This is a genomic window from Granulicella aggregans (assembly GCF_014203275.1).
In the GTDB taxonomy this organism is placed as follows: Bacteria; Acidobacteriota; Terriglobia; order Terriglobales; family Acidobacteriaceae; genus Edaphobacter.
In genome coordinates, this window is the sequence record NZ_JACHIP010000002.1 from 382301 (window position 1) to 397095 (window position 14795).

Sequence of the window (14795 nt, forward strand, 5' to 3'; positions counted from 1 at the left end):
ACAAAAAACACCGCAGCTGGAGTCTACGGGGCCTACTCTGACGCTCCCTCCACTGCGATACCAGAGTTGAGCATGAACACCAGATCGCAGGTTGAACTCTTCTTGCCGCAGTACACCACCGCATCGCGCAGTACGCGCGCGGACGATCCGGCGGGTTCCGCGCCGGGCAGACGCAGCGACTTCGACTCGTCCAGCAGGGGCTTCAGCTTTGCGTCGCCGGAGACGAGCATGGCTGCGGCGACGCCTTCGGCGTTCAACTGCAGACGCACCGTGCCGCCACCCTCCGCGCCAGCACCGTTCTTCACGTGGTAGCTGCGAAGGTCCTGCATTGACGTGGGAAAGCCTTCACCGCTGGCCGCCTTGACCCCGGCCTTCTCGAGGCGCGCAATGGCCGCGGTCACTTCGGCATAGTCCTGCTTCGCATCGGCAGCGTGCTCAGCCTCCTTCGCAAGCCGGTATATCCATAGCGCATCTGGATTGCGGTCCAGCCCCTCGAAGGCCTGCGCCAGGTGATTGCCGACGATTACGCTTTCCTGAGAGAACCATGCTGCGCGCAGGTAGGGCTCGGCCTCCTTAGGCTTGCTCTCCAGCAGCAGGATGTACCCCAGCGTGTCCCACGAGGCGACGAGGTTCGACGAATCAGCGAAGGCCTTCGTATTCGCCACTTCCAAAATATGCGAGGCGGTCGCCTTTTCGAGCAGATCGACCGAGCGGCGCGACTGCGTCTCCGCGAACGGAAGATCGATCTTCGTCTCCGACAGTACATAGACGTTGTTGTTGATGACATCAGGATCGTCGCTACCGTCCATCGCTTTCTTCGCGGCCATGGCGGCTTCTTCGTTGCGATGCAGTTCGTATAGAGTGCTTGCCACCTGCGAGGCGATCGCACGATTGTCAGGCTGGCGCGCCTGCAGATCGCGCAAAACTCCGAGCGCATGCATGTAGTCATTCTGCCTCTCAAGCACGTAGACTCGCATCTGCTGAACGCGATCACCGCTGCCGCCAAACTTGCTTAGCAACGCTTCGGCATCGCTGTAACGTTGCTTGCTGCTGTACTCCTGGGCCAGACCGAGCACCATCCACGGGTCGTCATCGGGATGCGCCTTCATCTCCGCTTCGACATCATGGGCTCCGGCGTCGAAGTCGCCGTCCTCCGCCTTGACGAGCCCAAGCATACCCAGCACATAAGGCGCATCCGGCGAACTCTTCCGTAAAGCTTCGAGGCGGTTGCGAGCCCCACTGAGATCGCGTCGCTGCAGCATGGTGGTGATCTCTGCGAGCTGCTGCCGAACGTCGGATGGGTTTGAGGAATCAACCGCAGGCATAGCATCTTTGGCCGGCGTGTCCTTTGCCGGCGCGGTGGATGCGCTCTTGGCGGCCTGCTTGTTGATCGTGAGATGGTCGGGTGGGATGAGCCGCAGATAAGGCTCCCCATCGCTAACAAGAGTGGCCTTCTGAAAGGCGAGGTAGTCCTTCCAGCGGTCACGCGGCAACTTATGTACCTTGACGACCAGCTTTCGTTCCGCGATGACCTTCCCGTCGACAAGGCGATAGGTCTTGTCGTAGGTCGCGAACTCCCGGGTGACATGCACCGCGTCGGGCAGCTCGGCACGATAGCCAGCGGGGAGAGCGACGGTGCTGTGAGCCTCGACGGTTCGCGGCGCCCCAAGATCGATATCGTGCTCTGGTGCCTTCTCGTCGTTTATTAGAGTGAGTTCAACTGCGGGGAAGAGCGGCAGCGATTGCTTGTTCTCCCACCCGGCGTACTTCTCTCGGCTGTAGTCGTAGCTGATCTTCACGGGCGCGGCTGCATCGGCCTGGCGCATGTCCGTACCGCTCACCTTGCCTCCAAACCCCATTGCCCCCGAGAGGTACTGCATCGCGTCGTCCCATTGCGCGGGCGATAGCCGCTGCATCATGGAGCGCAACTCGAGCTCATTGTCTGACCTCGCGGTCAGGACCATGTGGCTCTTCATCAAGCCGTCGCCGTCCAGCGTGCCCACGGCGGTAAAGTCTTCGTGATAGGCATAGGGCGGGTTGGGCGGAGTCTTCTCCAATGTGGCGGGTGCCTTATCCGGGATGACGAGCGCCTGCTGGTCGCGGATGACGGGCATCAGCACACGAAAGGGCGCGACCTCCGCTGTGGAATCGAGCCACACTTGCTCTGGCTTGCCCGCCGCGTCAGGCAACTCTACGGTCGTGATGGCGTGGTTGAAGACGGAAGGTGAGGGCACATCCGTTACCGGCGCGATACCGGCCCCGATGAGCACGGGTGCCGTGGTCATCCCTTTCGCGCGCAGGAGGCTCTCGAGCAGGGTATCCTTGTCCTTGCAATCGCCGTAGCCGTGGTCCAGCACTTCGTCGGGTGTATGCGGTTGAAAGCGGCCCACACCGAACGAAAGCGAGATGTAACGAATCTGCGTCGCAACGAAGTGGTAGAGCGCCTCTGCCTGCTCCTGGGGTGTCTTCGCGTTCTTCGTCAGCTCGTCAGCCTTGGCCCGTACGCTGGCGGTGGGTTGGAGGCGCTGCTCTGCCAGGCTGCGATACCAATCGCCAACCTCGGCCCAGCTATGGAAGGTGGTCCAGGCCACGCTGGGGAGCTTGCGCCCGTCGGCGTCCTCGTCTGGGTCCTTCACGTCGGCGGCAGTCATCTTGCCGTTCTCGTCGCGTGCGCTGGCCTTGGCCTGCGACGAGGTCCACGTCCACACCTGCATCCCGTCGCGCACCACTGGAGTCGTCTTGTGGTTCGGGCTCCAAACCTGAACGTAGGTCTTCTCCGGCACGGAGAGCGTGAGGCTTTGCTCCAGAACCACACCACCCTGCACCAGGAAGTGCTCTGCCCCCCAGAACTGTCCCGGAGCCTGCGCCTTGGTAAGGACGGTGTGGAACTGATATTCCAGCCGGTCGCCTGACGCAAGGCTGCGCACAGGCAGGTGCTTCTCTTTCAGGTCCGAGTACATCGGCGCCTCGCGGGTCACTTCGGCGGGCATCTCCATGGCGTCGTCGACCGGCGTGTTGATGGTGCTGCCGTCCGGCTTGTGTACGCGTACGAACTCCATCGTCGCGGTCGAATTTGCTGAGGCATACGAGAGATTCAGGACGCTGAACTGTCGCGCCACGCCGTCGGACTGAACGCGCACGATCACGTGCTGCACGATGTCTCCGGTGCCGTCGGCCTTCATCGTAGTGGTCGTATCGTACCGCTCAAAGACAAACGGCTCATCGCGGTACGGATCGGCGGAGGACGCCGGAGTTTGAGTGCGGGACGGCAGCGGCAGGGTCGCAATTACAGCAGCGGACAGGACAATCAGACGGAGTTTCATGGGTGTAACTGCGTGTATAGCAGATTTCGCGCACGTGGTACATGGTTATAGTCGCCGGCGGACCCGGACTGGCACTTTGACTACTTTATGGCGTCGAGGCCAGGCTGCAGCCATTGCAACGCGGTGTCTGTGATGGATGGAAACTGGGTAGTCAGGACGCCGATCAGAGGCCCGGCCAGAAATGTCGCAAGGCGAACGTAAAAGTCCGTTCCCAATCGGCCTGGCGTGGTGCTGGCGATGTAGCTGAGGATCTCGTCTCGCTCCATGCCGGCGTAGACGTAGGCGACAGCGGAGCCGATCAGCACAAGATTCAGGATGAGCCAGACGCTGACTTCGGTGCGCGGAACGAAGGGGTAAAACGAGATGGCCGAGCAGACGGTGATGAAGAGGAAGATCATCGAGAGCGTCATGGTGCGCATGCGGGCGACGATGTTCTGGATGAAGGAGATGTAGTGGTAGGCGACGAACTCCTCCGCAGCGCGGATTTGCGGATCGTCGCTGAGTGGGATCATCTTGGGATTCTCTTCGCCCCCGGTACCGAGCCCCTCAATGTTGATTGATTCCGTTTCTGTGCACCAGATCTGAGTAAGCACGTTGGAAACCTCGCCAACGGCGTCGGCGAGAACGTCTCGCAGCATCAGAGACGGAAGAATCTGAGCTGGTTCCTCCACAGGCATCGGAGCGGGAGGCGTGAGATGAGAGTTCCATGCGACCTCGCCCACGACGGGAGACTCGATATGCCTGGCGAACTCTTTTCCATAGATGGCCGCCTTCTGAAGGTATGTGAAGGGGCCGGCACCTTCTGGCGTCGCATCCGTGAGGAGGATCAGCCGGTTAGCAGCATCAAGCTGGTCGCGGAGGAGGTCGTACTGGACGCGGCGGACGCTCCCGCTGACACTCCAGATAGAGCCCGCCTCGATGGGACGAAGGCGACAGATGGTTCTGAGCAGGCGCAGACGTCCGAGGGCAAGCAGCAGCTTTCTCAACATGACCCAAGTGGAGTAGAGACGGAGCGCTTCGGTGGCGGTGAAGAGGAGCGCGAGGATGAGGATGCCGTCGACGACGATGTTGAAGCAGCTACTCTCCAGGCCCAGGAGAGGAAGGTTATGAGTCCAGTTGAAACACACGCACGTCGCGATGAAGAAAAAGATCGGCACGGCGATGATCCGGTTCGAGAAGCAGAAGGGGTGGGCAAGACGGAGGATCTCTCTGCCAACCGTCTGGCTGATGTGGTTGTTCTCCGGTTCAAGCGTGTTCGGTCCGTCACCTGCGGCTGGCTGTGAGAAGAAGGTCCGGCCAAACGGACCGATCTGATACCAACCCCCTTCCACTGCATGTTCGTTGCGTAAACGGGGCAAAGTAGGACAGCCCCGGGCTAGCATTAGGTCTCCCGCGACCGCCTGCCAGTTCCAAAGATAAAAGCCGAAGGTCAGAAGCAGGACCGGGAGCAATGGAGACACACCGTCGGTAATGTGGACCATGCGATAGAAACGCGGGACGGCATTGACCTCATCGAGGCGCGAGAGATAACAGAACCAGAACAGGAGGAAGAACACCGTGCAGGATGCTGCCAGGGTTCCAAGTGTCCGAATGAGGCTGCCTGCGGCCGGCGGTAGACCCAGGCCGTCGAGTCTGCGCTTCCGTCGAACGAACCAGACAATGAGTAGAACGACTGCAACAAAGAGAGTTGTGAAGACGGTGTAGATGTAAGCCCTGGAACCGCTAACGAGGGAAAAATCAGGAGGGACGAACGAGACCCCTCCGAGTTCAAAGAGCAGCATCAACGACAATGAGCAGCCGACGGCGAGCAGGACGCCATGCGCGGGATCTTCGGAGAGACGGAAGACCGAGAAGAGACCATCCGCGGGATTGATGCCGCCCTGAATCAATCCCCAAACCTGGTAGCCAAGCAGGGCCGAAGCAAGTAACGCGGCGATGATCCAGGGAAGCGGAAGCGAGATCCTGAGCCGGGAATTCAAGATCCTGGGTTGACCTGAAGTGGACGCGCGTTTGAATTCATAGTGCTGTACAAGAGCGGAGGTCGGAGTCTTCGGGTCCGGCAGCTTCGCGAGTTCTGCGGGGTCCGGCTCAATGAGATCCAGAACGGTCGAGACGGGCGGAGCCTTCGCGGGAGAGCCGATGGAACAATGGTTGTTTTCATCTTCGAGACACACGCCGGCGATCTGATCTCTCTTGATGACAGCGATCGGCCAATAGCCGTCACGACCTACGGCCGAGATCCAGGTGGGTGGATGCGTCGCGAAGTCGTTCTTGACCGTAGTCTCCGGGTGAAACCAGAAGGGATCGGAGAAGTCGGGTGCGGGAAAAGCCCGATACATCCGCAGCGCAGGACATGGGCCAGTCATGTCCAGGCACTCCGGCGGAGCTTGCTGGGCGGGGATCAGGGGAACGTCCGAAGATTGATCCGTCTGCGGATCGGAGTTTGGGCTCGGCAGGTTCGCACCCTGCAACGTGTAACGCGCGGCGAAGTACATGCCCTCCGCGATGTCGCCCTGGAAGACCAAGTGGTTGTGGTTCTGTTCGTCCCACTTATCCTCCGTAATCCGCGACCAATGCTGAGAGCGTGGCAGCAACGGGTAGCTGGTGATCGAGAGCACGCCGCGAAACTCCGTGGTGTCGATCTCGCGGCGGAAGAGCAGGTCCGAGCCAACCGTGACGATGCGTGCCTGCGGGTAAGCGCGGTGGAAGAAGCGGGTCAGGAAAAGGAAGTCGAGCGGGTTGGTGCAACGCAGGATGAGATAGCGGGCGTGATGCGTTCGCAGGATGCTGACGAGGCCATAGAGATAGGCCTCCTGGTCGATGGCGGCGACGGCGCCATTGGAGCTTGCGATGGTGTCGGTAATCTCGGATTGATCCGTATCTCCGGGAGCATCGCCATGCAGGATCGGATGGGCGCGCTCCTTGAGGCCCGGTCCGCTACCCGCGAAGACCTCCTGTCTCTCATAGGCATTACGGAGAGCAGAAATGTCGCGAGGGAAGACGAGATGGATGGGGCGATTGTCCTGGGCGTAGGGAAAGTCGCAGGGAGAATCCGTTTTCTCGCGCGCTGCGTAGGCGGTCTCATCTTCGGAGAGGATGGCAGTGTCCGATGGAGAAGTCCCCTGGGAGCTGAGGAACTTCATCAGGCGATAGATGTGGACGGAGTCGTTCTCCTGGAAGGTGCCGAAGTCGATGTGCCACGGAGAGGAACCCTGCGCGCCGCGTGGAAGTTCGCGCTCGAACCATTGCACCGCGGAGCAACTACTGACGCTGCCGCTGAGTATGCGGGCGATGGGAAACCAGTCGCGGAGATTTGCTGGCGGAGCGGGAGCGCCACCGGGCTGCGGCGCGTCTGGATCGTACAGAGCTTTAAGGTTTCGCCTCAGCGAAGGTAGGGATCCGGTGAAGGTAGGTCCCAGGATGCGGAGGACGCCGTCGCCGGCGATCGGCTTAGCCTGGGTCTTGTCCGCGTGTGGCAAGGGGGCGGTCAGTCCCGCGTGCTGGCTCAGCCACAGCAAAGCGTTCCACCACTGCCCCTGATTGATACCCCCGGTGGCCTGTTCCCCGACCACGAGGACCACCAGACCTTTGCTGAATGTCTCCGCGCCAGACTGGTTGCGGCGCCGGAAGAGGATCACGCCGGGACAGCTTTCGCGTTGGCTGCCAAGGTCGTCCGCATACTGTCGCTCGCCGAGATGAGTCAGGGCAGGCGATGAGTCTGATGACCACGGAATCCATGAGGAGTTGTAGTCGTAGCCCTGGTCCTGGGCGGCCTGTACAAGCAGCGCCATCTCGCGGTCGAACATGACACTGAGGTTGGTGTGGCGAGGATCAGGCGTAAGCGCGATGGCATAGCGGACTGTCGATGGGAGCGGCGGATTCTTTCCGGCGTCGAGACTAAAGAAGCTATCGATGACCGTGGTCGCTGAACCGGCGTTTTCGTCTTCGGGTTCCGTATGCGGCTTACCCCCTTCAGAGGCGAAATAGGCACTGCAGCCACCAGCGTAGGACACCTTCGGCACCGCCTCCTGGCGCGCCGAAGCTCCGACAACCGTAATACCGGACGGCGCAGCAGACGAGGGCGAACCGAAGTGCACCGTCGGGAGGGCGACGGTCACAGCGAAGGCCGCAGCAGAACCTCTCTTGAACATAGCCGACTCCCGATGACCTATTCCGGAATTGCGCGCAGTATAGCAGTGAGCGCAAACGCCAATTCGTTTCTTGCGCGCCAGTCAGGCGGAGGGAACGCGGCGAACGCCGGGCTTTTGCGAGGAGGGCACGGCGCTGGTACAGTTGCGTCCATGGCGACCCTGACACCGATGCTTACACCTCGCGAAGCAGCACGGATGCTGGGCATCAGCTATCCGACGATCAAGCAGTGGATCCTGAACGGTAAACTGCCTACCGTACAGACGCCCGGCGGACACCACCGGATTGCAGAGAGTGCGTTGAAGCCGCTGTTGGCGAAGGACAGTCTGAAGCCGGAGGCTGAGTCGCGGGCTCGTTTCCGCAGGGTGAGCGGAAGGAACCAGATCTGCGGCAAGGTGCTCAGCGTTCGCGTTGAGGGCCTGCTGGCGGAGGTCGTGATCGGCGCAGGGGACACTCAGATCACGGCGATCATCACGGCAAGTGCGGTGAGGGAGCTTCGCCTCAAAAAAGGCGACAGCGCGGCGGCGTTGATCAAGTCGACGGACGTGATGGTGGAGCGGTTGGACGCCGAATAAAACCCAGCATAAGAGGCTGTAACCTCGCTCGGCAGAGCTGCGTCTCACTGATTGACTACACGTATTGAAACGTATATTTTCGTTAGGACGCCCTACAGGCCAGGTTCCTCAGACCAGCGTCGAACGAAAGCTGCCTGTCCGGCCATCTTCCCTTCCATACCGCTTGCCGCGTGCTGCCGCAATTCCCGGAGATTCCTGCGTGAAATCTAGAAATATCTTCCTTGTCGCTCTTTTGCTGGTTATCGTCTCTTCGTCCGCGTTTGCGCAGATTGCAGCCAGGCTGCAAGGCAGAGTCGTCGATCCTTCAGGAGCGGCAGTGCCGAACGCGCAGGTGACGTTGACCCAGGCCTCGACTAATGTAGCGCAGCAGACCGTGAGTTCGTCCTCGGGCGACTACTTGTTCTCGCAGATCACGCCGGGCGAGTATCGGATTGATGTCAACGCGGCTGGATTCGAACACCTGACCCGCAGTGGAATTACGGCGATGGTTGGGCAGACTGCTGACGTGACGTTGATGCTGACGGTGGGAAGCGACAATCGGACGGTGAGCGTGACGGCGGATGCTCCGCTAATGCAGTCGGTGGAGAGCGACATTGAGACTCATATCGCGGGAAGCACGGTTGTGGGCCTGCCGCTGAATAGCCGAAACTTCATCAACCTGACGACACTGGCACCTGGTGTGGCACTGCCGCCGGGCACAGTGCTCCCGCGCATCAACGGTGGACGTCCGCGGACCAACGAGTATCTTTACGACGGCATCTCCGCGCTGCAGCCTGAGCCGGGGCAGGTTGCGTTCTTCCCCATCGTCGATGACATTGCGGAGTTCACGGTCGAGGCGGACAACGTGCCTGCCGAGTTTGGCCGGTTAAATGGCGGCGTGGTGAACGTGGCGACACGGGCGGGCGGCAATGAGTTTCATGGGAGCTTGTTTGAGTTCTTCCGCAATGAAGATTTGAACTCGCGCAACTACTTTGCGACGACCGGAGCGAAGCCGGAGTATCGCCGCAACCTTTATGGCGGGACTCTTGGCGGGCCGGTGCTGCGCAATCATCTGTTCTTCTTCGGGGACTATCAGGGCATCAAGCAGTTGATCGGAAAACCGGCCACTTCGACCGTGCCAACGCTGCTCGAACGGCAGGGTATCTTCACCGGGGTGTCGAAGATCTATGACCCAGCGACGACGCAGACGGTGAACGGCAAGTACATCCGGCAGGAGTTTGCGAACGACGTAATTACTACGCCATTCGATCCGGTTGCGCTCGCGCTGCTGAACCGCTTCCCGGCGCCGACGAAGTCTGGCGCGGCTAACAACTACACGCGCACGGCCAACGATGCCGACCACCAGAACCAGTTCGACTTCCGCGTGGATGGCGCGTACAAGACGAGGGACCGTGCGTTTGGGCGGTACTCCTACTTCAGTGATGTGGAACTGCCGATTACTTCTCTGCCGGGGAGCGGTGGGACGGTACTTGGAGGCATCATCGGCACGGGCAACGTCGCCGGGCTGTCGAATGTGCTCGGCCAGCAAGCGGTGTTCGATGAGACGCATACCTTCAATGCACATCTGCTGAACGATGTTCATGTTGGCTATACGCGGCGCAGCAACAATATCGTTGGGCCGACGCTTGGCGATACGGCATCGTCGGCGCTAAACATTCCGGGTATCCCGACGAACGCCGCGTTCAACAATGCGCTCCCGCTGTTCACAATTACTGGCTTCCAGCAGATTGGATCGACCGCGAGCACGTTCTCGCAGTACCAGACGGGCGTGTGGCAGTTCGAAGAGACTTTGAATTACACGTTCGGCCGGCACTCCATCAAGGGCGGCGCGGACGTACGTTTCTACCAGTTGAATGCAGTCGCTCCGCCGAGCCCGACGGGCTCGTTTGCGTTCACCACGACTGGAACGAACACGCAGACTGCGGCAGCGACGACGACTACCGGAGGCAACGCGCTGGCGAGCTTCCTGCTAGGCCAGGTCGATACTTTCTCGATCGATCTACAGACATCGATCCTGCGCCCACGCGACCACATCCAGGAGTACTTCATTCAGGACGACTGGCGCGCGACCGACAAGCTGACGCTGAACATCGGAGCACGCTGGACGCTGCATTCGCCTTCGACCGAGAAGAGCAACCAGGGCGCGGTCTTCAATCTTGCGACGCAGCAACTGGACTATGCGGGCGTCGATGGCAACTCGAAGAGCGCGCGTGAACTTCACTACGACAACGTCGCACCTCGGCTCGGCTTCACCTATCTGCTGACGCCGAAGACCGTAGTGCGTTCGGGATTTGGCATTGTCTTCATCGACCAGTCGGGCATCACGACACCGTTTACGCTGCCGCAGTTCCCGTTCATCCAGAACGTGCAGCAGAAGACGCAGGACAGCATCAACTCAGCATTCGCGCTTGCGAGCGGACCGACCGTGGCACCGATCTCGTTGAAAGCAGATGCGGGTCTTGGGCAGAGCGTTTACACGGCGAAGCGCGCCGCTGGATCGGGATACGTGCAGCAATGGAACCTCGCGGTACAGCGGCAGATTACGAATAATCTATCGGTCGATATCGCGTATGTCGGATCGCACATCGTGCATGTTGGAATTCCGGATGCAAACCTGAATCAATTGACTGCCGCGCAGCTTGCAGTGGGATTGACGAACCCGACAGCACTAACCGGCAAGGTCACCAATCCGTACTACGGACAGATTCCGAACTCGAGTCCGATCGGCACCAAGACCGTTGCAGCGGCTCAGTTGCTGAAGCCGTATCCCCGCTTCCAGAACGTGGCGACGTATCGCAATAACAGCGGCACAACGAACTACAACGCCCTTGAAGTGAAGGTGGAGCAGCGCGTCACGCGTGGGCTTTACTTCCTTGCGGCATACACAAAATCCAAGCTGATCGACGATGCTTCTTCGGTGTTCTCGTCGACCGTGCTGTCGTCGCCGAACTCGAGCAGCCTGATTGCGGCGGACAGCTTCCGGCCCGGACTTGAGCGGGACTCTTCAAATGGCGACATGCCGAACGTTACCTCGCTTGCGGCGACGTATGATCTGCCAGCGGGACGCGGACACAGCTTTGCATCGCACGGCATCGCGAGCGTGATTGCAGGTGGATGGGCGGTGAATGGGATCGCTTCGATTCAGTCGGGCATGCCGGTGACGGTGACGCAGGCGACCAACAACAATGCCTTCGCCGGCCTCTCGCTGCAGCGCCCGAACATCATCGCGAACTCTTCGCTGAGCCCCGGCCTGCGGACGCCCGCGCACTACTTCAATACGGCTGCGTTTGCGGCAGCACCCACGTTCACGCTGGGAAATGCGTCGAGAAATCCGGTACGTGGACCGGCGTTTCGCGATCTCGACATGGCCCTAGTGAAGCACACGAAGGTGATGGAGAAGAACGACGTAGAGTTTCGCGCGGAGTTGTTCAACGTGACGAATACGCCTGCGTTCTCGCAGCCGAATGGAAGCTTTGGGGCGGCAGCGTTTGGCAGCATTACCACTACGACGACAGAGCAGAGGGTGTTGCAGTTGGCGCTTCGGATTAGCCGGTAGGCAAAGCGATTCATTGGCCGAAAGATTCGAGCGGTACTGGCAGGATCAGATCCCTCGGGTTCCTTCGACTGCGGCCCTTGCGGTGATACTGCAAGGGCCTTCGCTCAGGATGACAGGTCTGTGGTGATGGGGAGGCTAAAGCGGTTCGCGCTTAGCACGAATTCCCATTCATCGCCATGAGACTGCGATGAATGGGGCACATGGCTTCGTCGTTGCCGTTCGTCCTACGCCGCGTCGGGTAGCGTATCGAGCAACACAATTCTGAACGGGCCGAACTGCGAGTTGAAGTTGAGACAGCTTAGCTGCGGCTCCGGCTGATGGTGATGGAGTTTGTCCGCAGGCTGGGGGAAGACCAGCGGCGTGTTGATGCGCGTGCCCGCCGGCAGCAGGCCTTTGAGGTTGCCGCCGATGGTGTTGATCAGCTCGCCGATGGCGTCGCGGACGTCTTCGTTGAAGGCCTGCGGTAGTTCAGCGCCGGTCATGCGCTCGGTGAAGGCGAAGGCGATAGAGGGGCTGCACTCGATGCGGATGCTCCCTTCGGACTCGCCCATGTAGCAGATGGTGGCGCGGATGTCGGCGATCTCGTTGGGATCGAGAATCACTAGCTCGGGGGCTGGCGGAACGGGAAAGACTTCGATGTCGGCCAGGACGGTAAAGGCCTGCTGCGCAACCGAGATCTGAACGTCGATGTTTTCGGGAGTGAGGAGTTCGGCAAGCATGGGTTTGTCCTATCGAACGGCGTAAAAGGTGGAGTGACCGAAGACCTTACGCTCGTACTTGTGATCGACGCTGATGAGTGTTTCCGCGCAGCCAAGGACGAGCATGCCTCCAGGCAGGATGGTCTTGGCGATGGAGGCGATGATCTGTTCCTTGGTCGTGGCGTCGAAGTAGATGAGCACGTTCCGGCAAAGAACAAGGTCGAATTTTCCGAGCGCGGCGAAGCTTCCTCTGAGGTCCAACTTTTGGAAGTGGACCATGTTGCGGACTTCGGGCTTGATCTGCCAGTCAAGGCCGACCTTGGTGAAGTACTTCATTAGGAGAAGTATGGGCATGCCGCGGCCAACTTCGAACTGAACATACTTCCCTGTTGCGGCGCGCTCGACGACCTGTTCGCAGAGGTCGGTGCCGATGATCTCCACCCGGCTGGGATCGATGCGTGCTTCGAGCAGCGTGATGGCGAGGCTGTAGGCCTCCTGCCCGGTGGAGGACGCGGCCGACCAGATGCGAAGTTTGCGTGAACCGGCAGCGGCGATCAACTCCGGAAGGACGGTCGTCTTCATGACCTCGAAGATGGCTGTATCGCGGAAGAAGAGCGTCTCGTTGGTCGTCATCGCATCGATGACGCGGGTGGCAAGCGCGGGCGAGCGGCCTGTGGCTACGAGGTCGCAGAGGGCATCAATGCTTGCGAGACCTTCGCGAATGACGATAGGACGCAGTCGGCTCTCGAAGAGGTACTGCTTGTCGTCGTCGAGGACGATGCCGGACTCGCGATAGATGTAGGTCTGCAGGAAGGTGTAGTTGCGCGGCGAGATAAGCGGCGCAGCGTTGGCTCCCTGGGAACCAGGGTATTCGAGGCGCGATATGGGGTTTGGATTCGTCATCGGTATCGAATGCTCTTTAGGATCTCGGGAACAATTCTGTCGAGTGGAAGAACGTGGTCCGCGGCCTTGGCAGCGACGACTGCGCCGGGCATGCCCCAGACGACGCTCGTGGCCTCGTCCTGCGCAAGGATGACAGCACCCTTGGCTTTGAGCGCTTGCACGCCGAGCAGGCCATCCTGCCCCATGCCGGTGAGGATTGCGGCGATGGCGCGGCCTCCGAGGACTTCCACGATGGAGCGGAAGAGGACGTCGACGGCGGGGCGGCAGGAGTTCTCCTTGGGGCCTTCGTCGAGCGTCACGATGAGCTCGCGACCCTGGCGTGCAACACGCATGTGGAAGCCGCCGGGAGCGATGACGGCCTGGCCTGGCATCAGCATCATACCTTCCGTGCCTTCGACGACGGGGATGGAGCCGACGCTGTGCAGCCGGTCCGCCAGCATCTGGGTGAACATGGCCGGCATATGCTGCACGAGGACGACGGGCAGAGGAAAGTTCTTCGGGAACTGGCTCCAGATATCGTAGAGCGCGCTGGGGCCGCCGGTAGAGACGCCGATACAACAGATCTCCGCCGGAGGATGCGAGACAGCGGGTGCGGAAGAGATGGCATTGGCGCGGGCCACGCTTGCCGCGAGCTTGTTGGAGTTCAACTTCGGAAAGAGTTGTTTGACCTTTGAGAGAAGCTGCACCGCGAGCTGCTCGTAGGCCGACTCCGTGCCCTGCATAGGCTTGGTGACGTAGTCGCTTGCGCCGTTCATCAGGGCGTCGAGTGTGGTGCTGGTGCCGCGCTCCGTAAGGCTGCTAAGCATGATGACGCGGATTGCGGGATAGGTCTTCGAGATCGCGCGAAGGGTCTCGAGGCCGTCCATCTCGGGCATCTCTACGTCGAGCGTGACTACATCCGGATTCATCTCGCCGAGCTTGCTCAGGGCGTCGATGCCGTTGCGCGCGGTGCCGGTGAGGACAATCTCAGGGTCGCTCTCGAAGATGCGCGAGACCATCCGGCGGATGAGGCTGGAGTCGTCCACGACGAGGACGCGGATCTTGGTCGCCTGTGAGTTGCTGCTTTCTAGAAGCATGGTCATGAAGGCTGCAGTTCCTTTCTGCCGTTGGCGATTTGGCTGATCCGTGGCGAATTGCGATCTGGGTGCGGAGAGATTTTCATTCGTAAGGAACGAGGCCGAGGGTCTGCAGCTTTTCGAGGACCATGACGTCGGTGAAGGGCTTCATGACATACTCGTTGGCTCCGAGCGCGAGGGCTGATGTGATGAAGTCAATCTGCGTTTCGGTGGTGACCATCATGATGGGGATGTCGTCGAAGCGTGGCTGCTCGCGCATCTCGCTCAGCAGCTCGAGACCGTTCATCACGGGCATGTTGTAGTCGACGCAGAGCAGGTCGAAGTCTCCGTGGTGTTGTTCCAGCACGACCAGGGCCTCCGATCCGTCACCGGCCTGCGCGACCTCGAAGCCATAGCGGACGAGGATGCGCGAGAGCATGGTGCGGATGGCCCGTGAATCATCGACGACGAGTGCCTTCTTCATGGCGGTTCCCTTCGGTTGGCGACCCTCCCGCACGGTGCGGGAGGGAGTGTCT

Annotated in this window: 8 protein-coding genes; 2 read left to right on the top strand and 6 right to left on the bottom strand. The window is 60.5% G+C overall.

Annotated features, from left to right (window positions below):
• Positions 1-32: 32 nt before the first annotated feature.
• Positions 33-3323 (bottom strand): DUF3857 domain-containing protein, encoded by a 3291-nt coding sequence (locus tag HDF16_RS07055; RefSeq protein WP_184214896.1) that lies wholly within the window; start codon positions 3321-3323, stop codon positions 33-35.
• Positions 3324-3403: 80 nt separating this feature from the next.
• Positions 3404-7474 (bottom strand): hypothetical protein, encoded by a 4071-nt coding sequence (locus HDF16_RS07060; protein WP_184214898.1) that lies wholly within the window; start codon positions 7472-7474, stop codon positions 3404-3406.
• 45 nt (positions 7475-7519) lie between these two features.
• Here HDF16_RS07060 and HDF16_RS07065 point away from each other — a divergent pair, with 45 nt between their 5' ends.
• Positions 7520-8047, top strand: a complete 528-nt coding sequence (locus tag HDF16_RS07065; RefSeq protein ID WP_348641261.1) for a helix-turn-helix transcriptional regulator — start codon at positions 7520-7522, stop codon at positions 8045-8047.
• Positions 8048-8246: 199 nt separating this feature from the next.
• Positions 8247-11603 (top strand): carboxypeptidase regulatory-like domain-containing protein, encoded by a 3357-nt coding sequence (locus HDF16_RS07070; RefSeq protein ID WP_184214902.1) that lies wholly within the window; start codon positions 8247-8249, stop codon positions 11601-11603.
• Between the two features lie 224 nt (positions 11604-11827).
• Here the strand turns inward: HDF16_RS07070 and HDF16_RS07075 are convergent, their stop codons facing one another.
• The 4 genes from HDF16_RS07075 to HDF16_RS07090 form a co-directional block, all read right to left on the bottom strand.
• Positions 11828-12322: a chemotaxis protein CheX gene (locus HDF16_RS07075; RefSeq protein WP_184214904.1), complete on the bottom strand. Its 495-nt coding sequence runs from the start codon at positions 12320-12322 to the stop codon at positions 11828-11830.
• A gap of 9 nt (positions 12323-12331) precedes the next feature.
• On the bottom strand, positions 12332-13204 hold the full coding sequence (locus tag HDF16_RS07080; protein ID WP_184214905.1) for a CheR family methyltransferase: 873 nt from the start codon (positions 13202-13204) through the stop codon (positions 12332-12334).
• Positions 13201-14286 carry a protein-glutamate methylesterase/protein-glutamine glutaminase gene (locus HDF16_RS07085; protein ID WP_221312581.1) on the bottom strand — a complete coding sequence of 362 codons (1086 nt, stop codon included), beginning with the start codon at positions 14284-14286 and terminating at the stop codon, positions 13201-13203. Before HDF16_RS07085 ends, HDF16_RS07080 begins: the two co-directional genes overlap by 4 nt.
• A 76-nt stretch (positions 14287-14362) precedes the next feature.
• On the bottom strand, positions 14363-14743 hold the full coding sequence (locus HDF16_RS07090; protein WP_184214907.1) for a response regulator: 381 nt from the start codon (positions 14741-14743) through the stop codon (positions 14363-14365).
• Positions 14744-14795 lie beyond the last annotated feature (52 nt).